Consider the following 24669-nt stretch of genomic DNA (forward strand, 5'->3'; position numbering starts at 1 on the left):
AACGAAGCGGTAGAGATGCTTCGACAGGCTCAGCATGACGGTCAGGCGTCCTCAGAACCCGATTTTGAAAACGCAATCAACTCGTCGCTGAACTCGCTGAGCAGCAAGCCCAGCGAGTTGAAAACGGCCTCCAGCTCGGGCCGGTCGAGGTGCTCCAGCTGCAGCGTGTCGCGGAAGATGACCTTGCGGCCCGTTTCGTCCAGCACAAAGGCCCCGTGAATGATGTCGCGGTTTTTCTGTAGCAGCCGCTGGTAGATGTCGCAACTGGGGGTGGGCAGCTCCAGCAGGTACTGCTCCAGAATCAGCAGCGGCTCGCCGCAGCCCAGCACCAAGTGCTCGATGCCCAGCTCCGGCTTGCTCACCACCAGCAGGTTGTTGGTCTCATCCTGGTGCTGAATGTCGAAGTCAAGCTCCAGTAGGTAGTTCTGAATCTTATAGAAGTAAGAGTTGGCCATAGAGTAAGCGGTAGGGGAAGTAGAAAACCGGCCAGAAGGTAAGCAGTATCGAGAAGCAGTTTGCCGCGTGGTGCAGGATGACTGCTATTCTAATGGCTCAAAAAAATAGCGGACTGAAAAACGGTCATCGGGAATATGTGCTAGCTTTACGATGCAAGTGTACTCAAAGTTTGAGATAAGCTCAAACTTTGAGCGAAAATAATTTCCGCCGCATGTCGTACGTAGGGAAGAACATCCGCAAGATAAGAACTGTCAAGAAGCTGAGTCAGGCCGCTTTTGCCGAGCTGTTTGGCCTGGCCCGGCCCAGCGTGGGGGCTTACGAAGAGGGTCGATCTGAGCCAAAAATGGAGACGCTGATCCAGATTGCTCATCATTTTGGCTTGTCCGTAGATCTGCTACTTACGAAAGAGCTAACCGTAAACGAGCTTTACCATTTCGATATTTTCCGGCAGGAAGCGACCCCCGAAGCACCCGCCACGCCAGTTGCTGCCACGGCCGACCGGCTGGCCCGACTCACGCCCTTCGTGCCCGCCGACCGCCTGCTTGAGTACATTGTGCAGCACCACAACACCGCCTTCATCGACGCGCTGCCGCCGCTCACGTTTCCGCACCAGCTGGGGCCGGCCACCCGGGCCTTTGAGATTGTTGGGGCCGAAATGCAGCACCAGCAGCAGGGCCTGCGCCATCAGGACGTGGTGCTGTGCTGCCGCGTAGATAAGGCCACAGCCACCCTGCGGCCGGGCCGCATTTATGCTTTCGTTACGCAAAACAGCTTGCTGGTGCGCCGCCTATCCGAGCGCCTGCCCGCTAACGTGCTCCGGCTCCGTGCCGACAATCCCGACTACGGCGCCCAAGAATTCTCGCTTGATCAGGCACTGGAAATCTGGGAAGTGAAGGCCGTGTTTACCACTCATCTGCGTCCGCCGTCCCGCATCGAGGACCGGGTGACGCGGCTGGAGCGGCAGGTGGAGGAGCTACTGGCGCGTCTGGACGGGTAGGCGGCGTTTGGGCAATAAGCCAATGGGCCTTCCGGTCATTTCTCGCTTCGGAGAGCTGGTCAGGAAGAAAACCAGTCGCTCAGCCAAGCGAATAAATCGGCGAGCAGACCATCCAGCAGGAGGTCGCCCAGCCAGCGCAGCCCGTCTTTCAGATACTGGAACAACTCAGCCATATCAGGTGATAGAAATATACCCCGGCAATATGCAAAGAAAATCGCCTATCAGACAAGTGCATAACCCGGTTCCTATACAGCTTATTCCGTTCCCTTCACTATCAAAACCTGTGGGTAACTGCTAAAAACCACTATCAATAAACTAATAGCCTGCTCCCTGTTACCAAACAAAAACGCGAAGCCAGGCTTCGCGTCGCGGAGAAAATAGGAAGGTAAATAACCGGGCCCATAGGCCAGGCAGCGGTTAGCCGTTGAAAGGCGTCACGCTGCGTAAAAGGGCCGAAATAGCATCGGAAAGGGGAGCGGGCTGGGGCTGCGGACGGTTGGCGGCTCCTAAGATCAGCAACACGAAAAGAACCAGAAAGCGCAAGAGAGTGGAAAAACGCTGCATAGAGTAAGGGTCAGGTAATCAGAAAGCTACCTCCTTGCCCGGAGGTGTTGCCGACTCATACGACAAAACTACGGCGAGGTATATTAATCCCAGGTTATTATTAGACGAACCAGGCTTCTTTGCCCGTCAGCCAGTGAATCTGGGACGAAGAGCCGGCAAAAAAGCTGCTCTATTTCCGGCTGTGGCTTCCGGCCGGCCGGCAAAAGCAATAACTTCCAGCTCCCAACTCCCACCCAATCCACTATGCCCCATTCCGCCCTCGATACGCCCGAGCTGAACCTGGAAGCCACCAGCCAATCGGCCGCGCCGGCCGCGTCCGCCACCCGGCCCATGTACTACGAGTACAAGCCCGCAGAAACCGTGCGCGCCCAGCACGGCATCACACTGCGCTGCAAAACCTGGGAAGCCGAAGCGGCCCTGCGGATGCTGGAAAACAACCTCGACCCGGCCGTGAGCCTCGTGTACGACGAGCTGATTGTGTACGGCGGGGCCGGCCGCGCCGCCCGCAACTGGAAAGAGTATCAGACCATTGTGCGCACCCTCAAAAACCTGGAGCCCGACGAAACCATGCTGGTGCAGAGCGGCAAGGCGGTGGGCGTGCTGCGTACCTGGGCCCACGCTCCGCGCGTACTCATTGCCAACTCCAACCTCGTGCCCGCCTGGAGTACCCAGGAGTATTTCGATGAGCTGGACCGGCTGGGGCTGATGATGTACGGGCAGATGACGGCCGGCTCTTGGATTTACATTGCCACCCAGGGCATTTTGCAGGGCACCTACGAAACCTTCGCCGCCGTGGCCGACAAGCACTTTGCAGGCACACTGGCTGGAACCGTTACCGTCACGGCCGGGCTGGGCGGCATGAGCGGCGCGCAGCCGCTGGCCGTGACCATGAACGACGGCGTGTGCCTGGTCATCGAGCCGATTGACGAGCGGGTGAAGCAGAAGGTGCGGGAAGGTTACCTCGACGAGCAGGCCCGCGACCTGCCGCACGCCCTAGCCCTGTGCGAGCAGTACAAAGCCGCCCGCACCGGCTGGAGCATCGGCCTCACCGGCAACGCCGCCACCGTGCTGCCCCAGCTGCTGACCCAGGGCTACAAAGTGGACATCGTAACGGACCAGACCTCAGCCCACGACCTGCTCGACTACATTCCTGAAGGCGACATTGACGCCGTGTTGCAGCTGCGCAAGGATGACCCCGCCGAGTTCCGGCGGCAGGCGCTGCAGTCCATCATGAAGCACTGCCAAGCCATTATTGACATGCAAACGGCCGGCGCGGTGGCCCTCGACTACGGCAACAACCTGCGCGGCCAGGCTGAGAAAGGCGGCCTCAAGGTACGCGACGACAACGGTCAGTTTCTCTACCCCGGCTTCGTGCCCGGCTACATCCGGCCGCTGTTCTGCGAGGGCAAAGGCCCTTTTCGCTGGGCCGCCCTCAGCGGCGACCCCCAGGATATTCTGCGCATCGACCGTGCTTTGCTGGAAACCTTCCCCGATAATAAGATGCTGGCCCGCTGGATTGAGAAGGCCCAGGCCAAGGTGCCGTTCATCGGCTTGCCGGCCCGGGTGTGCTGGCTGGGTTACGGCGAGCGGGAGAAGTTCGGCTTGGTCATCAACGACTTGGTGGCGCGGGGCGAAGTATCGGCCCCTATCGTCATCGGCCGCGACCACCTCGACTGCGGCTCTGTGGCCTCGCCCAACCGCGAAACCGAAGGCATGCTCGACGGCTCCGACGCCGTAGCCGACTGGCCCCTGCTCAACGCCCTGGCCAACTGCGCCAGCGGCGCCGACTGGGTGTCGCTGCACAACGGCGGCGGCGTGGGCATCGGCAACTCCACCCACTCCGGCATGGTGATAGTGGCCACCGGCACCCCCGAAAAAGCCGAGCGCCTGAGCCGCGTGCTCACCACCGACCCCGGCATGGGCGTCTTCCGCCACGCCGACGCCGGCTATGAGTTGGCCCGGCAGGTGGCTGAGGAGCGTGGGGTGCAGATTCCGGGGTGGGAGTAGCGTGTTTTCTGCAGGTAACGTTTCACGTTTCATCAACGCCGTATGTATCCATCACCTGAAACACCAGCAGTTCCTGCCCTCGGTGGCGTAGTTCCCATGCGGGTGCAGGCCATTGATGTCGTGCGTGGTTTGGTGATGGTTGTGATGGCCCTCGACCATGTTCGGGACTTCTGGAGTCCCACTGCATTCAGGCCCAAAGACTTGTCGCAAACGAGTGAACTGCTGTTTTTCACGCGTTGGATTACCCACTTCTGCGCTCCGACATTTGTGTTCCTTTCAGGCGTGAGTATCTGGCTGCAGCAGCAAAAGCTCAAAAGCCAGAGTGCTACCAGTCGGTTTTTGCTTAAGCGGGGGCTGTGGCTGGTACTGATGGAGGTGGGAGTTATTTCCTTTCTGCTGCAGTGGAGCTACAGCATGATTCTGTTACAAGTAATATGGGTTATTGGGTGCGGAATGGTACTGTTAGCGGCTCTGCTCTGGTTACCTCGCCTAGCCCTGATGCTGCTGGCAGCATTCATTCTGGTAGGCCATAATGCGTTGCCATCCGTTCAGCCTATAACTGCTGCTACTACTGGGTGGGCCTTGCTGCATAACGGCCCCTTTCTGCTGTCGGTCGGGCTACTACCGCCATTGTTGGTTGCGTATTCCGTTGGTCCCTGGTTGGGCGTAATGCTGGCTGGTTACCTGCTAGGGCCTTGGTTTGTGCGGCCGATGTCTGAGAGGAAGAAACTGCTACGTATGACTGGCGCAGGCATGCTGGCGGTCTTCTTCAGCCTGCGCTTTACAAACTGGTACGGCGACCCAACACCCTGGAGCGTGCAGCCCAAAGGAGGGCTATATACTGCCCTGTCTTTTCTGAATGTAAGCAAGTATCCGCCCTCTTTGCTGTTCGTATGCCTGACACTGGGGGTATCCCTGTTACTTTTGAGTCGATTGGAAGCGGTAGATAACCGCTTAACTCGCTGGCTGCGTACCTTTGGGCAGGTACCATTTTTTTACTTCCTGCTACACTTACTTGTAATCAGCGCAGGAGCCTGCCTCTGGACTCACTGGGCATTTGGGCAAGCCATTAATTTGGCATTTGCGAATCCCACAGCCTGGCCGAAGAATTATGAACCCAGCTTGTTGCGCGCCTATGTTGTGTGGGCCGTGGTAGTGCTGGCCCTGTACTGGCCCTGCAGTTGGTACCGCCGCTTCAAGCAAAGGAATAGCTACTGGTGGTTGGCATATTTGTAGAGAAGTGCAACTAGTAAACAGTTTCCTAACGCCGCCCGAACCTCGCTCGGGCGGCGTTGTTCGTTCTGATGAGTCCAGGAAAAAGCAAAACGCCCGTCTCCTTTGTTTACCTCCCTGCGGCCGCACCTAACGGCCATTCAAACCAAACCACACGAACTATGAACATCGGAATCATTGGCGCCGGCCACATTGGCAGCGCCCTGGCCGTGCGGCTCACCAGCCTCGGCCATAACGTATATATCGCCAACTCCCGCGGCCCCGAGACGCTCAAGGACGTGGCGCAGAAAACCGGCGCTACGCCCGTTACGGCCGAGGAAGCGGCCCGCCACGGCAGCGACATCATCGTGGTAACCATCCCGCTGAAAAATATTCCCGACCTGCCCAAAGACCTGTTCGCCAGCGTGCCGGCCGAGGTACCCGTCATCGACACCAGCAACTACTACCCCCACCTGCGCGACGGCCAGATTGCGGAGCTAGAAACCGGCTCGCTGACCGAAAGTGAATGGGTGCAGCAGCACCTGGGCCGCCCCGTGGTGAAGGTGTTCAACAACATCTACGCCGACCACCTGCAAAACAAGGGGCAAGCTGCCGGCACGCCCGGCCGCATTTCGTTGCCCGTTGCCGGCGACGATGCCGCCGCCAAGCAGAAGGTAATGGCCCTAGTTGACGAGCTGGGCTTCGACGCCGTGGACGACGGCACTCTGCACCAATCGTGGCGCCAGCAGCCCGGCACCCCATCCTACGGTGCCGACCTGCCCGCCGACAAGCTGCGCGAGCATTTCGAGAGCCTCGGCACCGAGCGCACCGAGGCCCAGCACGCCGAGTACCTGGCCAACCATGCCAAGACGGAGCAGGCCATGGAAGCTCAGGGCATCAAGTTGAAGTAGCAGAAGACCGGATAAACAACTGAAAAGGCTTTTACGGTTATCTGAAAATTATAAAAGATGCCGTTGTATTATCAACGGCAAACCACTACTGCGCCGTCCCGGGAAACTGGGGCGGCGTTGTTTGTTTACACTCATTCACTCCCAAAGTGCCAGCGGCAAACTGCTTCTGCCGTAGCCGTAGCGCGTCAGCTGCAGGCCGTTTCAACCCTGTCCCAAGTCCCCGCGTATTCCTGCGTATGCATCCTGTCGTGCCTTGGCTCCCGCTACTGTTCCTGCCCGTCTTCGGGGCCTTCTGGTGTTTGGTGGTGTTCATGATTTCCCGGATGGGTTGGAGTCGTTTGGCCGGTGCGTACGCCGTGGCCGACGTACCCGCCACGGTAAACCGGCAGTTGCTGAGCTACCTGCGCATCGGGCCGGTGAAATACAATAATGCCGTGCGGGCCGGCATTACTCCGCAGGGCGTATGGCTGACTACCTGGAAAATCTTTTACATTGGGCACCCGCCACTGTTCATTCCCTGGGCGGCTTTTGGGCCCGTGCAGGTTGAAACCTTTCTCTGGGCTACTACTTACGCTAGCCACATTGACTGTCAAGGAGAATCGGTCAGCTTCCGGTTCACCAGCAAGCAGCTGCTGGAGGCTTTGCCCGCTTCAATACGAGGAGCGGAATGATTGCCACCCCCAAAAGTGCTTCTTAGCAGGCAGGGGCGCTGGCAATGACTCCCATGCGGGAGGCTTCGCTCGGGCGCCGGGCGCAACATGCTTGGTAGAGGAGTTGACAGATAGGTTGGCTGCTATCCCTTCGTAAGCAAGCTGCCGATCAGGAAATAGTCGACCGGTGTACAAGAGGAGCAGGCAATAGGGGAACATTGGCCCGCTCATGCTCGATAAGAATACAACACTGGAGTATGTCCGCCGCCTTTACCCGGTTTCAGCCAAATAGAATGATGAACCCTCTGTCAGTCGCCCGGGAGAGGCAACGGATGCTGCGTTGCTATTGCTGTTCCGGAAAGGCCGCCTGCAGACGGTGGATTTCTGAATTCCGTGCTGATGGGCTAAAAGCCCTGTTTTGCTACACCTTCCTTGGTAATCTTCACCGGCAGGATGCGGCCCTGCGTATCGAAATACATCCGGTCGATGCAGGTGATGCGGTGGTTTTGGTCGGTTTCGGTAAGAGGCCGGCGGTGATACACGATGTACCACGTATCCTTACCCGGCCCCTGCACCACTGAGTGGTGCCCGGCCCCGGTGGCTACGGCCGGATCCTGCTGCAGAATCCTGCCTGCCCGCTGCCAGGGTCCCAGCGGCGAATCGGCTACGGCGTAGGCCACCGAGTAGTCAGGCCCCGTCCAACCACCTTCCGACCACATGAAGTAGTATTTGCCGTCGCGCCGAAACATAAATGGCCCTTCCACATAGTTCTGTGGCGTAATTTCTCTGAACGTGCTGCCGTCGGGGAAAGGCAGAAAGCCGGTGAAATCGGGCTTGAGGCGCGCAATGTTGCAGTGCGACCAGCCGCCGTACAGCATATAGTACTGCCCATCCGTGTCCTGAAACACAAACTGGTCGATGGGTTGGGCACCGTTGTGAATGTTGCCGATGAGCGGCTTGCCCAGATAGTCTTTGAACGGGCCTTGCGGCCGGTCGGCCACAGCCACCCCGATGCCGCCCGTTTCGCCTTCGTGCACATCGTTGGCCCCGAAGAACAGGAAGTATTTGCCACCGTTCCGGATTACTGACGGTGCCCACATAGCGCGCCGGGCCCATGTAACGCGGGCAGTATCTATAATGCGCGGATGCTTGGTCCAGTGCACCAGATCGGGCGACGAAAAGGCATCCAGAAATACCTGCTCATCAAACGGCGCGGAGTAGGTAGGGTACACCCAGTACGTTTTACCGAAAACAACGGCCTCGGGGTCGGCGTACCAGCCGGGAAAAATGGGGTTGCCGGACCAAGTGGTCGTGGTGACGGTTTTCGGCTTGGCGGAGGCCGGTTTGGTGGTTTGGGCCAGCGCGGTTTGAGTGAGCAACAGGCTAGGCAGCGTAAGCAAGAGCAGGCGTCTCTTCATGACGGCATACATACGGAGAAAATTCCAAGCCTGCTACTCAGTATGCAATGGAACAGCAGCAGAACCGCACCCCTGCGTATCCTGGTGTCCAGCGGCTGGAGCCGCACAATTTGAACAACGCCAGCAACGCCAGGACGCGCACGGGGCTTTACCTCGCCAGTAGCTCTCGTACCTGCGTGTAGCGGATATCCGGATAGCGGGCATTATCCAGCGTTGGCAGCTTGGCCTGGCCGCTAAGCATATTGTGCAGGTACTGCATCCCCTGCCAGGGCGGAAATACCTCGTCGTTGGCCGGCATCAGAGTGCGTGTCACCTTAATCATGCTTTGCAGTACTCCCAGACTTCCCACCCGAAATAGCTTAAACGGGTGCCCTGCGGCCGCGCTGGCCGCTGCCTGCAGCCCCCGAATAGTAGCCACTTCGCCGGCCACGCGCAAAAAGCGTGGCGTGGTAGGGTCAAGAGCGGCCGCCGCCGTGAAATTAGCGGTGTCCACCATGGTAGTAAAGTCCAGCGGCTGGTCGGCATCACCCCAGTATACTACCCGGCGTGGTCCTGGTAGTACTACTGGCGCCTGGCCTTTCAGCAAGTCCATAAACATGCCGTTGAGAATAGATGTGGCCTGAATAGGGGCCTTTTCGAGCCGGCGCTGAAACTCCCGGCGTAAATCGAAGTTCCGGTTAGAACCCTCGGGAAGCGTGGTAAAATCGGCTGAGAAGTCAGAAGGAATGAATCGCGGGGCACCCGCTGCCACGGCCGCATCGAGCAGGCGTGTCTGCGTGTCCACAATACTATCGCGCAGCCCCGAAAGGGCTGATACCACGCAGGCCGCGCCGGTGCAGGCGCGGGTAAGGTCGGCTACGCTGTTGAAGTTCGTCTCCACTACTTCTACTCCCTGCAGCCGCAACGATTCCGCCTCGGCTTTGCGGCTGGATTCCGGCCGAACCAGGGCCCGAACGGTGGCACCTCGCCGGCGCAGATGATGGGCAATCAGCAAGCCCAGACCACCAGTGGCACCCGCCAGCACAATGGGAGCGGCAGTAGAAGTGAGGGTAGAAGCCGAGGGCAACACTTGTTCAGGAACGGTAGGCAGCATGGTAATCGGGTTAGTCGTAATATCCATACGTCTACCCGGCCCGCCAGTTCAAATAAAACGGTTGCTGCACGGGCTTTGGCAGGCCGTCAGGCCCGTTATGCTGAGCGAAGCGCAATCGAAGCCTCTCTACCGCTTCATCTGCACGATTGAATTAGGCAGAGGTAGAGAGCCAGACAAAGCATAACATGCCTGTGTCTGGCTCAATCGGTTTTTCAGCTTTCCGCACCGTCTGCTCGACCGCTAAAAATTCTGGTTACCTGCAAGCTGATGGGTACGGGACCAGCGGGGCGCGAAGGAGGCAGTAGCGGGCATAAACCGACTTTCCAATACACGCTTCACGCTGTAGCCCCAGGCGTCCCAGTTCAGGCGCTGCTCAAAGAGTTGGCGCGAGGAAGCACACAGCCGGGCGTACTGCGCCGGATCTTCGAAGACGGGTTTGATGGCGGCAGCAAACTCCCGGCCTCGGGCCGCCAGACTGAGCCGGTAACCGTTCACGCCCTCCTCCACAAATTCAGCTATGCCACCGGTATCAGTCGTGAAGGAAGGCAGCCCGAAGGCGCTGGCCTCGCAGAAGACAATGGCGGCACACTCCGCCCGGGTTGGCAGTAGGAAAAAATCAGCGGCCAGATACAGGCCATCCAACTGCTCCCGCTGATGCGGGTCATTCTTATCCAGAAACGGAACAACCGTCAGATTCTCATGCTCGAAACCAGTTGGTGGCACACAGCCGCAAATGGTCAGGTGGGCGTCAATGCCTAGCTGGCGCAGTTCCAGCAACGTTTCAAAGGCTATTTCGCCGCCCTTGCGCCCCCATTCTACCCCCACAAAAAGCAGATGGCAAGTGGAAGTGCGCTTAGGCTGCAACACGGTGTCGCGGGGCAATACCTGCGCCATATTGGCTCCAAAAGGCTGCACCAGCACGTTGCGCCGAGCTGCCCCGAAGTCCTGCACGGCCGACTGCGCCGCCCAACGCGAGGAAAACAGCAATAAGCTAGCCTTCTTGATGGCCCGCTGCTCAATGTACGTCAGCTCACGCTTGGACACAGGCAGCAGGTTGGAGAGGCCTGCGTAGTAGTCAATCAACTGCGAGATGGTAGAGTCGCCGCAGTATACAATCGGAATATTGGTGCGCAGATAGGCTAGCTCAGTGTACGCAGCCGGCGCAAAAATCACATCGAAGCGGCGGCCCCGGAGTCGGGCCCCGAAAATGAGCCCATAGATTCTGGAGACCAGCAAGCTGACGCTATAATGGTAGCGCTTGCCGCCCGTCAGCCACCCAATAACCTTATTCAGCCGGTTGCCCAGCGCAAACAGGTAGCGGAGCGAAACCGGCCCCAGGTATTCTACATCGCCCACATGCTTTTCCAGGGTCTGGCCCAGCATGTAGTGCAGCCCCGACCAAGAGCGTCGGTCGTGCGGGTCGTTGGCAGTAAGAAAGGCAATGCGCAGGCGTCGGGGTTGTGGCGTCATACAACAGGAGCAGTAAAGAGGTAAACTAAAAGCGTTGGTGGGAGCCGGAAACTGATTTTCTCAGGTGAAAACCTAACCCAATTGCCACACCAGACCGCCCTGGCAATTGCCGGACGCGGCCGCACTAAAGCGTACTGCACTACCCAAATGCTTATTCCCAACAACAGAACCCGGTTATCCGGGCCTGCTGCCGTAACGTAAGCACGCAGGGTTACTTTGTTCTTGCGTAGAGCTTTTTATCCATTCCACTTCTGGGGTTTCTGATGTCTTGCTCTCGCTATTGCAAGCACACCCAATGGTTCTTCCTCGTCTACTGCCTGCCACGCGTTTTGGGGTGACGCGGGTGAGCAAATCCTGGCGTATGTGGGACTACGCGCACAGCTATTTCCGGGGGCAATTTACAGGCTGCCGCGAAAAAACAAGCGTTTTTGGCCCGTTGGTGCCATCAGACCGTTGCTACGCCTGAGCTTGGCAACGGTCTGATGGCAAGTTGAGTTGTTGTTCTCACACTATAGCACATAGCGGATAAAACCACGATAAACGTTGCAAAACCCCCGAAACGCACAAGTATCCTACCTGATGTGGTGTTGTCCTAAAATGGGAAATTTAGGAGTGTGGACGACGAGAAAAAGAAAAAAATATTTTTTGTTATAGCCTCAAAAGGCCAGATTTTTAGTTGGGTGAGCAGTCAGAAATTAGGCTACATCTGTTTCTATATCCTTGCCAATGGAATGCCTATACATGGAAGTATACCGGGTTAATCAGAAGCGTTACGGGTCAGAGTCGAAAATAAAGCCTACCTTTACATCGTTAAAGGCAAATCGTCTCGTTTCACTATCTTAATTCAGCTTATTGAATTAATTATAGGATTCCGCTGCAGCTTGCTTCATCATCCATCACCTCCTTTTAAGCATCATGCAGACGGGAACCGTAAAATTTTTCAATGAAACCAAAGGGTTTGGTTTCATCAACAACGCCGAAACCGGCGAAGACATCTTCGTACACGTAACCGGCCTCATTGACGAAATTCGCGACAATGACAAGGTAGAATTCGAAGTGGAGCAGGGCCGTAAGGGCCTGAACGCTGTAAAAGTGCGTCGCGCTTAGTCCAGCCCGCTTTGTAGCTAGAAAGAGGCTTCTCCGAAGGGAGAAGCCTCTTTTTTTGTGTCAATGTGCCAACGGCTCAAGCCTTGGGGGTGGGGCAGTACTGCTGCCAGCCGGGCAGTCGTGCCGGTTCGGATAAAGGCAAATGCGCTGTGAGTGATTGGAAAAGCTGAGGTTCCGGGTGTTTATTTGTGCACCCAACTTCTCCCACCCAACTCCACATGCAAGCCACTACTTCCGTTTTCATGGTGCGGCCTACGCGGTTCACCTTCAATGCCGAAACGGCTCATTCCAACCATTTTCAGGGATTTGTGGCCGGCCTCGATGATAGTGCTATTCAGGCGCGTGCTTTTGAGGAGTTTGACGCTATGGTAGCCCGGCTGCGGGCCCACGGCGTGCAGGTACTGGTGTTTGAGGATACTGCGGAGCCCCACACACCCGACGCGGTGTTTCCTAACAACTGGGGTACTTTTCACCCCGATGGCCGCGCTTTACTTTACCCAATGTGCGCCCTGAACCGCCGCGCCGAACGACGTCCCGATATTCTGGAGGCGCTGGGACAACAGTTTACACTGCGGGAAATAGTGGATTTGTCGGGCCATGAGCAGCAGGGGCGGTTTCTGGAAGGAACCGGCAGCATTATTTTCGACCACCTCCACCATGTGGCGTATGCCTGTCTCTCGGCGCGTACGGAGCAGGCGTTGTTTGCGGAAGTTTGCATTCGTCTTGGGTATCGGCCCGTAGCTTTTCACGCTTACGATGCGCTACGGCAGGAAATCTACCATACCAACGTGATGATGTGCGTAGGGACAGAGTTTGCGGTGATTTGCCTGGAAAGTATTACAGATGCGGCCGAGCGAACCGCAGTGGTAGCCTCACTCACGGGCACGGGCCACGAAATCATTGCCATCAGCTTGGAGCAGGTGGCCTGCTTCGCCGGGAATATGCTGGAGCTGCGCTCAGCGGCTGGAACGCCGCTGTTGGCCATGTCGCAGAGTGCGCATAATGCTCTGACGCCCGCGCAACGCCACGCCCTCAGCCAGTACGCCGAGCTATTGCCGTTAGCTATTCCAACCATTGAAACCATTGGCGGCGGCAGTGCCCGCTGTATGCTGGCAGAAGTATTTCTACCGGCCGCTGAGAAGGCAGGAATATAGACAACGGATTCGATCCTGTAAAATGGCCACGTTGAACCGAGTTCAGCGTGGCCCTTATGCCATTACCCGGCTGGTACCTGATGGCTACTGTTGCGCGGGGGTATTTTCGTTTAGCCCCAAAACGGCACTAGTGTGGGCGCGGAGCTGCGCTACCAATTGTGGCTCATCGTTCAGGTTTTTGCCGAAAGAAGGAATCATTTCGCGCATTTTGGCCTGCCAGGCCGGCGTGCGGGCACTTTCGGCAAAACACCGCTGCACCAGTCCCACCATAATGCTCACGGCCGTGGAAGCCCCCGGCGAAGCGCCCAGCAGGGCTGCAATGGAACCATCGGCGGCGGCTACCACCTCGGTGCCGAATTCCAGCACACCGCCTTCCTTCGCGTCCTTCTTGATAACCTGCACGCGCTGGCCAGCCGTTTCCAGCTGCCAGTCTTCGCCCCGCGCTTCGGGCAGGTATTCGCGCAGGGCCGCCAGCCGGTCTTCCGGCGACTGTCTGACTTGGTTGATCAGGTACTTGGTGAGGGGCATATTCTTGAGGCCCGCAATAATCATGGGCCGCATATTGCTGAGCTTCACCGACAGTGGCAAATCAAGGTAAGAGCCCTGCTTGAGAAACTTGGTGCTGAAGCCGGCGTACGGGCCAAAAAGCAATTCCTGTTTCCCATTGATGACGCGGGTATCCAAGTGTGGTACCGACATAGGAGGGGAGCCCACGGATGCCTTGCCGTACACTTTGGTATGGTGACGGGCAATGACTTCGGGGTTGATACACTTGAGCCATTGGCCGCTCACGGGGAAGCCACCGAACCCCTGACCTTCCGGAATTTCCGATTTGATGAGCAGCGGCAGTGAGCCGCCTCCGGCCCCAATGAACACAAACGGTGCCCGGATTTTTACTTTTTCGCTGGTGGTCAGGTCGCGGGCTTTTACACGCCAGCTCCCGTCTTCCCGGCGTTTGAGGCCTTCCACATCATGGTGGAAGTAAAACGAAACGCCAGGCTTTTCCTGCAACAGCGTGAACATGCCCCGGGTGAGGGAGCCGAAGTTAACATCGGTGCCCAAGTCCATGCGGGTGGCGGCTACGGGCTGCTGCGGTTCGCGGCCGTCCATGACCAGCGGCATCCAGCGGGCCATTTCGGCGCGGTCCTGGCTAAACTGCATGCCGGCAAACAGGGGGGACTGCACGAGGGCCGCGTGGCGCTTGCGCAGGAACTCCACGTTCTTATCGCCCCACACAAAGCTCAGGTGCGGAATGTGGTTGATGAAGCGTGTTACGCCCGTGACCTGGTACTTCTCCACTAGATAGGCCCAGAACTGCTTCGACTGTTCAAACTGCTCGGCAATTTTGATGGCCTTGCTGATGTCGATGCTGCCGTCGGGTTGTTCAGGCGTATAGTTCAGCTCACAAAAGGCTGAGTGGCCAGTGCCAGCGTTGTTCCAGGCATCGGAGCTTTCGGCAGCAGCCACGTCGAGCCGCTCAAAAACGGCTATGGTAAGGTCGGGTTGCAACTCCTTGAGCATCAGGCCCAGGGTTGCACTCATGATTCCAGCTCCAATCAGCACCACATCGGCGGTGAGAGGAGCAGTGCTGTCGGTCGTGCTCATGCGTAGTTCGGAATAGGACTTACGAAGTACGGCAGAAAGCGGAAAAGGTGGCCTGGGGTTTTAAAGAAATCTATGGCAGCGGCCCAGAAGCCGTGAAAACCAACCGATCTGGTTTCTAACTGCGGTGCTTCACCGGCCGGTTTCAGCAGTGTTCAGCCCTGCGGGTGCAGCGTGCGCCACTCGTGGTCCAGCATGCTCATCTCAATCAGGCTCCAGTATTCCCCTTCGTAGCGCAGAATATCACGCGAGCAGCCTTCCTGCTGCATGCCCGCCCGGGTGTAGGCCCGGATGGCCGCCTCGTTGAAATCGTACACGCCCAGATCAATGCGGTGCAGCTTGAGCTGCTCGAAACCGAAGCGCAGGGCTTCCGTCAGCATCCGGCGGGCCAAGCCCCGGCCGCGCTGTTCCGGTGCAATGAATACCCGGCTGATGCGGGCCGCACTGTTTTTCTGGCTGAGGCTGCCCAGGGAAATATGGCCGACAACGGTTTCGGTGGTCGTATCCACTGCTTTGAAAATGAACACATCAGACTCACCCAGCTGGTTGGTGTCCTGCAGATACCACTCCAGCTTATCGGGAGTGAGGGGGAAGTTGAACATCGGCCCCGACCAGTTCATGAGCAGGTGGGGCGAGTCGATCCAGGCAATAAGTTGGGAGAAGTCAGCAGGGGTGAAATAGTCCAGACGGATCATGCGGGCAACAACGGGCAAACCGGCCGGAAATCACGCAATAGGCAGATTTCGGGTGGCCTCAGAACTAGCGAAGATACGCACCGTTCAGCTGGTAAACAGCAGCAGGCACTACTTAATTGAAGGTGAGGATAGAGGGAGGTTGCCTGGCGGCCAGACAAGGAAGAACAGGGCTGGTTCGGAGAGAGCGAGGCAGTACGGACGGGCTGTAACGAGCGGATGCCCCTTGCCCTGTTCGCGGTAAGGAAGCGGAAGCGTCATGCGGGCAAAGTCAGGAACAGCACATCAACCAGCCGAAACCCTGGTTGATGTGCTGCTCTGAAGCCACTGGCAGAGCACTTACTGCCGCACGACTTTCAGTACCTGTTGCCGGTCGCCTTGGCGAATAGTGAGCAGGTATACACCCGACGGCCAACTGGCAGCATCAGGTAGAGCTAGCTGCTGACCGGCCTGAGCCCGCACTTGCTTGCGCAGGCGCACCCGCCCCAGTACGTCGTGCGCCGTAACCTCTATCGGGCCACTCCAGGGCAGCTGTAGCGTTAGCAAGGAAGTGTACGGATTCGGGTAGGCCTGCACCGGCGCGGCATCTGAGGCCGGCTGTGCGGTCTTCAGCACGTTACCACCAATCTGCAATAGCACACCAGTAGTGTAAGGCCCATTAGGTAAGATGATAGTACCGAAGGCAACGTTCTGTCCGCGGAAGTTGCCACTGGCGCGCACCGTGCCGCTAGCATCCACTGCAAGGTCTATGGGGTCGTTACGGTCCTGGCTGCTGGCGCTTAGGGCCCAGCGCCACTGGCCGCCGGAACTTAGTTTCGCCACGTACACATCCAGGGCGCGGTTACCCGCTGAAGGGCTGGTACCAACCAGCGTTGTGCTGCCAAACATAGCCGCCGCCGACTGGAGGTTTCCTAGTACATATACATCACCTCTGGAGTCCACCGCTAAGCGGCTACCGTAGTCAGTGCCTACGCAGGTAGGACTGACGGCCCATTGCCACTGGCCGTTGGCGTCTGCTTTGGCCACAAATGTGTCTGGCGTACCGAAGAAATTGGGTGGGTCGCCGCTGTAGCTTAGCGTGGTATTTCCAAACGTCATGGCGGAGGCAAATTGTCCTGTCAGATATACTGAGCCCGCCGCATCCACCACAATATCGTGCGTGAACTCATTAGAGGCACCACCGGCCGTATTGGCCCAAAGCCATTGTCCGTTGGCTGTCAGCTTGGCCATGAAGATGTCTCGCCCGCTCGTGGCAGTAAGCGTCGTGGGGCCGAAAGCCACGCTACGGAGATAATTGCCTGTTAGGTACGAGTTGCCGCTGGCGTCGGTAGCAATAGCCGTGCTGGATGCGCCAGGCCCCGCAATGGCCCACTGCCACTGCCCATTTGCTCCGAGCTTGGCCACGTACAATTCCTGAGCAGCACTTGGTGTAAGCGTGGTGGTGCCAAATGTGCTGCTATTTTGCAGGGTGCCGGTCAGATACACGTTGCCCTGTGCATCCAGACTGTGGTCCGTAGAAAAATTTCCGGCGGTGCCAATGGCCCACTGCCACTGACCATCGGCGCTAAGCTTGGCCACAAAGCTGCCAATACGACTACTACCGGTCGGGGTAGCCAGCGTAGTGCTGCCCAGCACCAAAGAAGCGCGGTAAACGCCACTGATCAGTACGTTGCCGGCAGCGTCTAAGCTGATGGTTTGCACGGTATTGTTACGGGAATCTAGGCCGGTGATAGGAACAGCCCATTGCCACTGGCCGCTGGTACTCCGCTTGGCTACATACCCGGCGGTGGTGGGACTGGTCAGCACTTGGTTACCCAACTGTATCCGGCCCTTGAAGTAGCCGAGTACGTACGCATTGCCCGCTGCGTCCCAGGTGCTTGAACCCAATACTTGGTCGCCGCCGCCCGCTTCCCGCACGGCCCACTGCCACTGCCCGCCGCTGATTTTGGCCACGAACAGGTCGGCGTAGGAACTGGAGTTGTTCTGCAATATTTGGGTAGAAGGTAGCTGGATGGTGCCCAGCGTAATATCGTCCTCAGCCTGGCCCGTAGTGTAGGCGTTACCGGCGGCATCAACAGCCACGCCTTCAACGATACCGGCTCTACTGGCAACCGCGCTGGCCCATAACCACTGGCCGCTGGCATCAAGCTTGGCTACAAACCCGTCGGTCGCCTGGGTACTCGTGTTGCTGAGCTGGCTGCTGCCAAAGGCGGCCGGCCGGCTCTTGAACCCACCGGTCACGTACACGCTGCCCGTACCATCAATGGCAATGCTCCGGCCTTGCTCTGTATCACTGCCCCCGGCCCGGGTGGCCCAGAGCCACTGGCCGCCTGTATTCAGCTTTGCTACGTAGATATCATGATGGCCGGCGCTGGTAAGTGTGGTGCTGCCCAGGGTGATAACGGAGGTGAAGGGAGCCATAATACACACATTGCCGGCTGCATCCGCCGCTATGGCATGGCCATAGTTGGCAAACTGGCTATCGTTGACGGTCATGCTGGCTACCTTCTCAACCCATTGCCACTGTCCGCTTGGGTTCAGCTTGGCCACAAACCCGCCGGTGGTGTTGCTAGACGTGTTGATGGTACCAAAAGTGATGCTGCCGGAGTGGGCGTAGCCGATAATGTAGGCATTGCCCGCCGCATCCGTTGCAATGCCGTTGGCATAGTCGTCGGCCGGGCCGCCGCCCTGCACGGCCCACAGCCACTGGCCACTCGGACTGAGCTTGGCCACGAAGGCATTGACGCCGCCGCTAGTGAAAAGCGCAATGCTGCCAAACGCCGCGCCCCCGAATGTGCCCGCTATCAGGACGTTGCCTGCCGCATCCAGGGCTAGGCCACTGCTATGGTCGGTTACTGGCCCCGCAGCACTGGTGGCCCACAGCCACTGGCCGCTGGCACTGAGCTTTGCCACGTAAGGGTCCGTGGCGCCACCGTTCGTGAGGGTACTGGAACCGAAAACGGCACTACTCCCGCTGAAATCACCCGTCAGGTACACGTTTCCGGTGGCATCCAGGGCCAGCCCGGTGTTGCTGTCGTCCGCGGCCGAACCGCCTGCGGCGGCCCACTGCCACTGGCCTGCACTATTGAGCTTGGCCACGAAGATATCGGTCTGGCCAGTGCTGGTAAGCGTGGTGTTACCCAGCGTGATAGTGCCCCTGAAAGTCCCCGAGACATACACGTTGCCCGCCGCATCTACGGCTGTGCGCGCCCCGCTGGCCACCCCGTTCACGGTTCTGACGTCCAGGGGGGCCACCTGGTTCCAGGACTGGGCTAGGGCTGAAAAGCTGCTCGTAACTAGGCCGCACAACAGCAGCCATAGCCGCAACACGCGGTACATGGTAGGTAGTGGATGGGTCATAGAGAGAAAGTTGGCTCCACTGCTGGGAATGTGGTTCTATGAGAATTGGTAGGAATATTTTGTTAATCAGTAGTCAAGGTAAGCAAAGCCTACTATACTAATATAGTAAGCCGTAACCACTGCTCTTTTGGTGCCGAAACCGAAGCAGTGAAATGGCTACTGTCAGCCCCTTCTTCCCGGTATCGTTAGCGCACAGCCGGCCTATCGTCCCGTTCGGCCATTAGCTGCCGGAATGGCCTCGGGCAGCCAATGGCCGAACGGCGGTAATTGAAGCGGGATGTGTAACTTAGCCACCACCACTTCCCGCCTGCTGCACTTGTCTCGCTTCTCTTTTTCGCGGCTGTGGCTGCTGCTGCTGGCCGCCCTGCTGGGGGCGGCGCTGGCCGCCTGTACATCCGCTACGCCTCCCCGCCCCATCTACCGCATTGGCTTTTCGCAGAGCGTGAGCTCCGGCGACTGGCGGCAGGCCATGCTGGCGGGCATGGAGCGGGAGCTGGCGTTCCACCCGGAAATTCAGTTTCTGATGCGCGATGCGCAAAGCAGCAGCCAGCGCCAGCAGCAGCAGATCCATGACTTGCTGCAGGCCGGGGCCGATGTGCTGATTGTGGCCCCCAACGAGGAACAGGCGTTGTCGCCGGCCATTGAGGAAGCCTATCGGCGCGGCGTGCCCGTGATACTGCTGGACCGCCACACAACCTCTCCGCACTATGCGGCCTACGTAGGCGGCGACAATACCGGGGTAGGGGCCGCCGCCGCGCGCTACGCGGCTCAGCTGCTCCTACAGCGCGGCCAAGTAGTGGAAATTACCGGCTCGTCTTCTTCCGTTACCAAAGAGCGGCACAATGGGTTTGTGCAGACGTTGCGGGCATACCCGCAGATGCGCGTGGTGGGCGCAGTAGCCGGCGACTGGGGTACCACCGCGCTACAGCCGGCTCTCACAGAGCTGCTCCGGAAGTATCCGGAAACCCGGCTGATTTTCGCCCATAGCGACCTGATGGCCCAGGGTGCCTACGAGGTATGCCAGAAGCTGGGCCGGAAGGATATCCGTATTATCGGGGTAGATGGGCTGGCGGGGGCGGACAACGGGCTGGAAATGGTGCAGCAGGGTAGGAGCACGGCTTCCCTGTTCTACTCGCCGGGTGGGGAGGAAGCCATCCGCGTGGCCCTCCGGATTCTGCACCACCAAGCCTACGAGCGGGAGAACATTCTGGGCACCATCGTCATCGACTCCACCAACGCCCTGACGCTGCAGCAGCAGGCCGCTAAGCTCACCAGCCAGCAGGAAGGTATTGAGCAACAGCAAATCCTGCTGCGCACCTTGCAGGCCACGTACGCCAGTCAGCGCACGGTGTTGTATGGGTTGGTGATTTCGCTGCTGGCGGCGGTAGTGCTGGGAGCCAGCGCCTGGCGGGCGGCCCGCAACAACCGCCGCATCAACCAGGAGCTAGCCCGGCAAAACGAAGCCAATAACGCCATCAACCAGGAGTTGGTGCGGCAGAATGAGGCTAACGACGTCATCAACCGCCAGCTCAGCACTCAGAACGAGGAAATCAGAGCCCAGCGCAACCAGATTGCGGAGCTGGCTGAGCAGGCCCGCCGCGAAACCGAGGCCAAGCTGCGCTTCTTCACCAACTTCTCCCACGAGCTGCGCACCCCGCTCACCCTCATTATGGGCCCGGTGGAGGAGATGCTAACCGGCCGCAGTAGCGCAGCCCTGCAGCCTACCCAGCGCCACGACCTGGGCCTGATTCGGCGCAATACCCAGCGCCTGCTCCAGTTGGTCAATCAGTTGCTGGATTTCCGCAAGATTGAGGTGGGTAAGATGGCCGTGCAGGCGCACGAGGAAGACGTGGTAGCCTTTGTGCGGGAGCTGGTGGAAACATTTGAGCCAGCCGCCCGGGTGCAGCAGGTGGCCCTGACGTTCGTGCCGACGGAGCCGGTATTACCGGCCTGGTTTGACCGCAACGTGCTGGATAAAGTATTCTTCAATCTGCTCAGCAACGCGCTCAAATATACTCCGCGCGGCGGGCATATTACGGTGCGCGTGCAGCCCACCGATGACGGCCGCAGCCTGCAGGTGCAGGTAACTGATACCGGCCGTGGCATCCGCCCCCAGGACAGTCCGCACATTTTCGAGTGGTTTTACCAGGGCGAGCAGCCGACTACGGGCAAAGGCTCGGGCATGGGGCTGGCCCTGGCGCAGGGGCTGGTACGGCTGCATCAGGGGCAGCTCACGGTGAGCAGTCAGTTGGGCCAGGGCAGCACCTTCACCGTGACCCTGCCCCGGGAGCTGCCGGCGGAACTGCGGAGCCTCGACTCGGCCGAGCCCCTGGATTTCTCCATGGATGAGCCGCTGGCCTTGCCAAGTGCTGAGGCCGAAGTGCCGGCTGCCGAAGCGGAGGCGTTGGTGCTGGTTATCGAGGACAATGCCGACGTGAATGAGTTTGTGGCCCGCAAGCTGCGCCCCCATTTTCGGGTGCAGTCGGCCGCCGATGGCAAGGCGGGGCTACAGCTGGCCACCGACCTGATTCCGGACCTAATCGTGTGCGACGTGATGATGCCCGGCCTGAGCGGGCTGGAAGTGGTGGCCCGGCTCCGCGCCGACTGGCGTACCTCGCACATTCCCGTCATTCTGCTCACCGCCCGCAATGCCCCCGAGCAGCAGCTTGAAGGCGTGCAGGCTGGGGCTGACGTGTACCTAACCAAGCCCTTCAACCCGGCCTTCCTCCTGGAGAGCGTCCGGACGCTGCTGGCCAACCGCGCCCGGCAGCGGGAGCACCTTAGCCGGGAGCTCACTGCCACCCTGGAAACGCCCACCCCCCCCAATCCCGACCAGGAATTTGTTCAGGCCCTCACGGCCCAGGTAGAGGCCGACCTCACCCGCACCGACCTTACGGTGGAAGAGCTGGCCCACACTTTGGGTTTCTCGCGCATGCAGCTCTACCGCAAGGTGAAAGCCGTGCTCGGCACCAGCATCACCGATTTCATCCAGAGCGTGCGGCTGCAGAAGGCCTGCGAGTTGCTGCAGAGCGAAACTATGAGCGTGACGGCCGTGGCCTATGAGGTAGGATATGCCTCGCACTCTTACTTCTCCAACAGCTTCAAGGCGCGCTATGGCCTAGCTCCCTCCGAGTTCCGGGCCCGCCATCAGGCCGGAGTCAGTTGAAGTAATTGTTCACTCACCTCTTGAAATGCGAGTAAAAAGTTAAGGGCATTCAGTTGTTTATGTTGTGTAAATATCTGTATGACAACAATTTGAATATTTATTTCATATTGAACACAACCTGCACGATTTGAGCATAAGCGGGGAAGCTGGACACTGAATCTTTACGGAGTCATCCCATCCACCTTCCCACCTTTACTGCTCCTATGACCTCCCGTCGTGCCTTTGTGAAGTCCGCCGCCCTGCTTTCGGCAGGCGTACTGGCGGCCCCAGCCTTGTTGGCAAAATCACCCTCCACTATTGGGTTGCAGTTGTATACCCTGCGCGACGCCATGCAGCAGGACCCGGCCGGCACGCTGGTGCGGCTGGCCAAACTCGGCTATAACTCCGTGGAAGGTGCCACTTACACTGGCAACCAGAAATTCTACGGCATGGAGCCCGCCGCTTTTGCCAAGGTGTTGAAGCAGAACGGCCTCATCATGCCCAGCAGCCACTACCTGTTGGGCGAGCAGGAGAACAACGGGCAGGCCACCCAGGGCACCATCCTGCACGGCTGGGACAAGGCCGTGGACGATGCGGCGCAGGTAGGCATCAAGTACATGGTGTGCGCTTGGCTAACCGAGTCGGAGCGGGGTGACCTGGACCACTACAAGCTGCTGGCCGAGCGCCTGAACAAGGCCGGGGAGCGGTGCAAAAAGGCGGGCATTCAGATGGCCTACCACAACCACGACTTCGAGTTTGCGGCCCAGAACGGGAAGCTGCCCTACGATGTGCTGCTAAAGGAAACCGATAAAAACCTGGTGCAGATGGAGCTGGACCTGTACTGGGCCACCAAAGCCGGCCACGACCCGGTGGAGCTGTTCAAAAAGAACCCCGGCCGCTTCCCGCTCTGGCACGTGAAGGACATGGACAAAACGCCCCAGCGCAACTTCACGGAGGTGGGCAACGGCAGCATCGACTTCAAGCGCATTTTTGCCCAGGCCAAAGTGGCGGGCATGAAGTACTTCTTCGTGGAGCAGGACCAGACCCCCGGCTCGCCCTTCGACAGCATTCAGCAAAGCATTACCCACATCAAGCGCAACCTGGTTTAGCCGGCTGCGAACCTGCCTTCCCACACTTCCCACCCATTTCTTATGGAAAAGAACACCTATGACGCCATCGTCATCGGGTCCGGCATTTCGGGCGGCATGGCTGCCAAAGAGCTGACCGAAAAAGGCCTGAAAACCATCATGCTGGAGCGGGGCCGCAACGTAGAGCACATCAAAGACTACGTGAATGCCAACAAAAATCCGTGGGAATTTGCCCACCGGGGCGGCCGCACCGAGCAGATGATCAAGGACTACCCGGTGCTGAGCCGGGACTATACCCTCAACGAGAGCAACCTGGATTTCTGGGTGAAGGAAAAGGAAAGCCCCTATGTGGAGGTAAAGCCCTTCGATTGGTTCCGGGGCTACCAGGTGGGCGGCCGCTCCCTGATGTGGGGCCGCCAGAGCTACCGCTGGAGTGAGTATGATTTCGAGGCCAACGCCAAGGACGGCATTGCCGTGGACTGGCCCATCCGCTACAAAGACCTGGCACCCTGGTACAGCCGCGTCGAGAAGTTTGCGGGCATCAGCGGCAACCGGGACGGCCTGCCGCAGCTGCCGGACGGCGACTTTATGCCACCCATGGAAATGAACTGCGTGGAGAAGGACGTGGCCGCCCGCATCCGCAAAAACTTCAAGGACCGCCATATGGTGATTGGGCGCACGGCCAACATCACCAAACCCCACAACAACCGCGTAAACTGCCAGTACCGCAACAAATGCTGGCTGGGCTGCCCGTTCGGGGCCTATTACAGCACGCAGTCGGCCTCCCTGCCGGCCGCCGTGGCCACCGGAAACCTCACGCTACGGCCGTTTTCCATCGTCACCAAAATCCTCTACGACAAGGACACCAAGCGGGCCAAAGGCGTGGAAGTGCTGGACGCGGAAACCAACCAGACCTACGAGTACTTCGCCAAAATCATCTTCCTGAACGCCTCCACGCTGAACTCGGCCTGGGTGTTGATGAACTCAGCCACCGATGTGTGGCCCGAGGGCCTGGGCAGCAGCAGCGGGGAACTGGGCCACAACCTGATGGACCATCACTTCCGGGCGGGGGCCCACGGGGAGATGCCCGGCTACGAAGACAAATACACCTACGGCCGCCGCGCCAATGGCATTTACGTGCCGCGCTACCGCAACCTGTTCGGCGACAAACGCGACTACATCCGGGGCTTCGGCTACCAGGGCGGAGCCGGCCGGGAAGGCTGGGGCCGCGACGTGGCGGAACTCAGCATTGGCGGCGACTTCAAGGACGCGCTTACCGAGCCCGGCAACTGGACAATGGGCCTCACGGGCTTCGGCGAAACCCTGCCCTACCACGACAACCGCGCCTTCCTCGACAAAACCAAGAAGGACAAGTGGGGCCTGCCGGTACTGGCCATCGACGCCACTATTCGGGACAACGAGCAGAAAATGCGCATCGATATGATGCAGGACGCCCAGGAAATGCTGGAAAAAGCGGGCCTCAAGAACGTGAGCACCTACAACGGCGGCTACAACCTGGGCGGCGGCATCCACGAAATGGGAACCGCCCGCATGGGCCGCGACCCAAAAACCTCCGTGCTCAACCAGCACAACCAGGTGTGGGATGCCCCCAACGTGTACGTAACCGACGGAGCTTGTATGACCTCCGCGGCCTGCCAGAACCCCTCGCTCACGTACATGGCTCTCACGGCCCGCGCCGTGGATCATGCCGTGAGCGAACTGAAAAAACAGAACGTTTAATCC

General features: G+C 58.9%; 17 protein-coding genes. 10 read left to right on the forward strand and 7 right to left on the reverse strand.

The window, feature by feature from the left end:
- Nucleotides 1-41: 41 nt before the first annotated feature.
- Nucleotides 42-455 (reverse strand): type III secretion system chaperone family protein, encoded by a 414-nt coding sequence (locus tag HSW_RS08195; RefSeq protein WP_044001538.1) that lies wholly within the window; start codon nt 453-455, stop codon nt 42-44.
- Between the two features lie 212 nt (nt 456-667).
- Here HSW_RS08195 and HSW_RS22670 point away from each other — a divergent pair, with 212 nt between their 5' ends.
- The 5 genes from HSW_RS22670 to HSW_RS08220 all read left to right on the forward strand — a co-directional run bounded on the left by HSW_RS22670 (nt 668) and on the right by HSW_RS08220 (nt 6818).
- The gene (locus HSW_RS22670; RefSeq protein WP_052346244.1) at nt 668-1453 is read left to right on the forward strand and encodes an XRE family transcriptional regulator; all 786 of its coding nucleotides are present in this window, start codon (nt 668-670) and stop codon (nt 1451-1453) included.
- A gap of 807 nt (nt 1454-2260) precedes the next feature.
- A complete protein-coding gene (hutU, locus tag HSW_RS08205; RefSeq protein WP_197031970.1) occupies nt 2261-4024 on the forward strand; it encodes a urocanate hydratase in 1764 nt (587 codons plus the stop codon).
- 42 nt (nt 4025-4066) lie between these two features.
- On the forward strand, nt 4067-5260 hold the full coding sequence (locus tag HSW_RS08210; RefSeq protein WP_071883083.1) for a DUF1624 domain-containing protein: 1194 nt from the start codon (nt 4067-4069) through the stop codon (nt 5258-5260).
- A gap of 68 nt (nt 5261-5328) precedes the next feature.
- The gene (locus tag HSW_RS08215) at nt 5329-6147 is read left to right on the forward strand and encodes an NADPH-dependent F420 reductase (RefSeq protein WP_081768578.1); all 819 of its coding nucleotides are present in this window, start codon (nt 5329-5331) and stop codon (nt 6145-6147) included.
- A gap of 236 nt (nt 6148-6383) precedes the next feature.
- On the forward strand, nt 6384-6818 hold the full coding sequence (locus HSW_RS08220) for a hypothetical protein (RefSeq protein WP_155832882.1): 435 nt from the start codon (nt 6384-6386) through the stop codon (nt 6816-6818).
- A gap of 383 nt (nt 6819-7201) precedes the next feature.
- Here HSW_RS08220 and HSW_RS08225 read toward each other — a convergent pair whose 3' ends face one another.
- The 3 genes from HSW_RS08225 to HSW_RS08235 all read right to left on the reverse strand — a co-directional run bounded on the left by HSW_RS08225 (nt 7202) and on the right by HSW_RS08235 (nt 10778).
- The gene (locus tag HSW_RS08225; protein WP_044004324.1) at nt 7202-8215 is read right to left on the reverse strand and encodes a glycoside hydrolase family 43 protein; all 1014 of its coding nucleotides are present in this window, start codon (nt 8213-8215) and stop codon (nt 7202-7204) included.
- A gap of 148 nt (nt 8216-8363) precedes the next feature.
- Nucleotides 8364-9308: an NmrA family NAD(P)-binding protein gene (locus HSW_RS08230; RefSeq protein ID WP_081768579.1), complete on the reverse strand. Its 945-nt coding sequence runs from the start codon at nt 9306-9308 to the stop codon at nt 8364-8366.
- Between the two features lie 240 nt (nt 9309-9548).
- Complete coding sequence (locus HSW_RS08235) at nt 9549-10778, reverse strand: glycosyltransferase family 4 protein (RefSeq protein ID WP_052346245.1); 1230 nt, start codon at nt 10776-10778, stop codon at nt 9549-9551.
- A gap of 915 nt (nt 10779-11693) precedes the next feature.
- On the opposite strand from HSW_RS08235, the gene HSW_RS08240 reads away from it, so the two are divergent.
- Both HSW_RS08240 and ctlX read left to right on the forward strand, forming a co-directional pair.
- Complete coding sequence (locus tag HSW_RS08240) at nt 11694-11885, forward strand: cold-shock protein (protein ID WP_019949498.1); 192 nt, start codon at nt 11694-11696, stop codon at nt 11883-11885.
- Between the two features lie 188 nt (nt 11886-12073).
- Nucleotides 12074-13039, forward strand: a complete 966-nt coding sequence (gene ctlX / locus HSW_RS08245) for a citrulline utilization hydrolase CtlX (RefSeq protein WP_231501369.1) — start codon at nt 12074-12076, stop codon at nt 13037-13039.
- 84 nt (nt 13040-13123) lie between these two features.
- Here the strand turns inward: ctlX and HSW_RS08250 are convergent, their stop codons facing one another.
- From HSW_RS08250 to HSW_RS08260, 3 genes are all read right to left on the reverse strand, one after another.
- A complete protein-coding gene (locus HSW_RS08250; protein WP_044001542.1) occupies nt 13124-14644 on the reverse strand; it encodes a malate:quinone oxidoreductase in 1521 nt (506 codons plus the stop codon).
- A 152-nt stretch (nt 14645-14796) separates the two neighbouring features.
- The gene (locus tag HSW_RS08255) at nt 14797-15354 is read right to left on the reverse strand and encodes a GNAT family N-acetyltransferase (protein ID WP_197031971.1); all 558 of its coding nucleotides are present in this window, start codon (nt 15352-15354) and stop codon (nt 14797-14799) included.
- A 318-nt stretch (nt 15355-15672) separates the two neighbouring features.
- Nucleotides 15673-18693, reverse strand: a complete 3021-nt coding sequence (locus tag HSW_RS08260) for an SBBP repeat-containing protein (protein ID WP_081768326.1) — start codon at nt 18691-18693, stop codon at nt 15673-15675.
- Nucleotides 18694-18970: 277 nt separating this feature from the next.
- Here HSW_RS08260 and HSW_RS08265 point away from each other — a divergent pair, with 277 nt between their 5' ends.
- The 3 genes from HSW_RS08265 to HSW_RS08275 all read left to right on the forward strand — a co-directional run bounded on the left by HSW_RS08265 (nt 18971) and on the right by HSW_RS08275 (nt 24666).
- Entirely contained in the window at nt 18971-21859 is a 2889-nt protein-coding gene (locus HSW_RS08265; RefSeq protein WP_052346246.1) for a hybrid sensor histidine kinase/response regulator transcription factor, read from the forward strand.
- A gap of 203 nt (nt 21860-22062) precedes the next feature.
- Nucleotides 22063-22947, forward strand: coding sequence for a sugar phosphate isomerase/epimerase family protein (locus HSW_RS08270; protein ID WP_044001545.1), 885 nt, complete (start codon nt 22063-22065; stop codon nt 22945-22947).
- Between the two features lie 42 nt (nt 22948-22989).
- Nucleotides 22990-24666 (forward strand): GMC oxidoreductase, encoded by a 1677-nt coding sequence (locus HSW_RS08275; RefSeq protein ID WP_044001546.1) that lies wholly within the window; start codon nt 22990-22992, stop codon nt 24664-24666.
- The last annotated feature ends 3 nt before the right edge of the window (nt 24667-24669 follow it).

This window comes from Hymenobacter swuensis DY53 (assembly GCF_000576555.1).
Lineage (GTDB): Bacteria > Bacteroidota > Bacteroidia > Cytophagales > Hymenobacteraceae > Hymenobacter > Hymenobacter swuensis.

Coding starts and splice junctions, on each gene's coding strand:
- HSW_RS08250 (WP_044001542.1), bottom strand. CDS start 14,644: ATGAGCACGACCGACAGCACTGCTCCTCTCACCGCCGATGTGGTGCTG.
- HSW_RS08220 (WP_155832882.1), top strand. CDS start 6,384: ATGCATCCTGTCGTGCCTTGGCTCCCGCTACTGTTCCTGCCCGTCTTC.
- HSW_RS08265 (WP_052346246.1), top strand. CDS start 18,971: ATGTGTAACTTAGCCACCACCACTTCCCGCCTGCTGCACTTGTCTCGC.
- HSW_RS08260 (WP_081768326.1), bottom strand. CDS start 18,693: ATGACCCATCCACTACCTACCATGTACCGCGTGTTGCGGCTATGGCTG.
- HSW_RS08215 (WP_081768578.1), top strand. CDS start 5,329: ATGAGTCCAGGAAAAAGCAAAACGCCCGTCTCCTTTGTTTACCTCCCT.
- HSW_RS08210 (WP_071883083.1), top strand. CDS start 4,067: ATGTATCCATCACCTGAAACACCAGCAGTTCCTGCCCTCGGTGGCGTA.
- hutU (WP_197031970.1), top strand. CDS start 2,261: ATGCCCCATTCCGCCCTCGATACGCCCGAGCTGAACCTGGAAGCCACC.
- HSW_RS08270 (WP_044001545.1), top strand. CDS start 22,063: ATGACCTCCCGTCGTGCCTTTGTGAAGTCCGCCGCCCTGCTTTCGGCA.
- HSW_RS08240 (WP_019949498.1), top strand. CDS start 11,694: ATGCAGACGGGAACCGTAAAATTTTTCAATGAAACCAAAGGGTTTGGT.
- HSW_RS08235 (WP_052346245.1), bottom strand. CDS start 10,778: ATGACGCCACAACCCCGACGCCTGCGCATTGCCTTTCTTACTGCCAAC.
- HSW_RS08230 (WP_081768579.1), bottom strand. CDS start 9,308: ATGCTGCCTACCGTTCCTGAACAAGTGTTGCCCTCGGCTTCTACCCTC.
- HSW_RS22670 (WP_052346244.1), top strand. CDS start 668: ATGTCGTACGTAGGGAAGAACATCCGCAAGATAAGAACTGTCAAGAAG.
- HSW_RS08275 (WP_044001546.1), top strand. CDS start 22,990: ATGGAAAAGAACACCTATGACGCCATCGTCATCGGGTCCGGCATTTCG.
- HSW_RS08195 (WP_044001538.1), bottom strand. CDS start 455: ATGGCCAACTCTTACTTCTATAAGATTCAGAACTACCTACTGGAGCTT.
- HSW_RS08225 (WP_044004324.1), bottom strand. CDS start 8,215: ATGAAGAGACGCCTGCTCTTGCTTACGCTGCCTAGCCTGTTGCTCACT.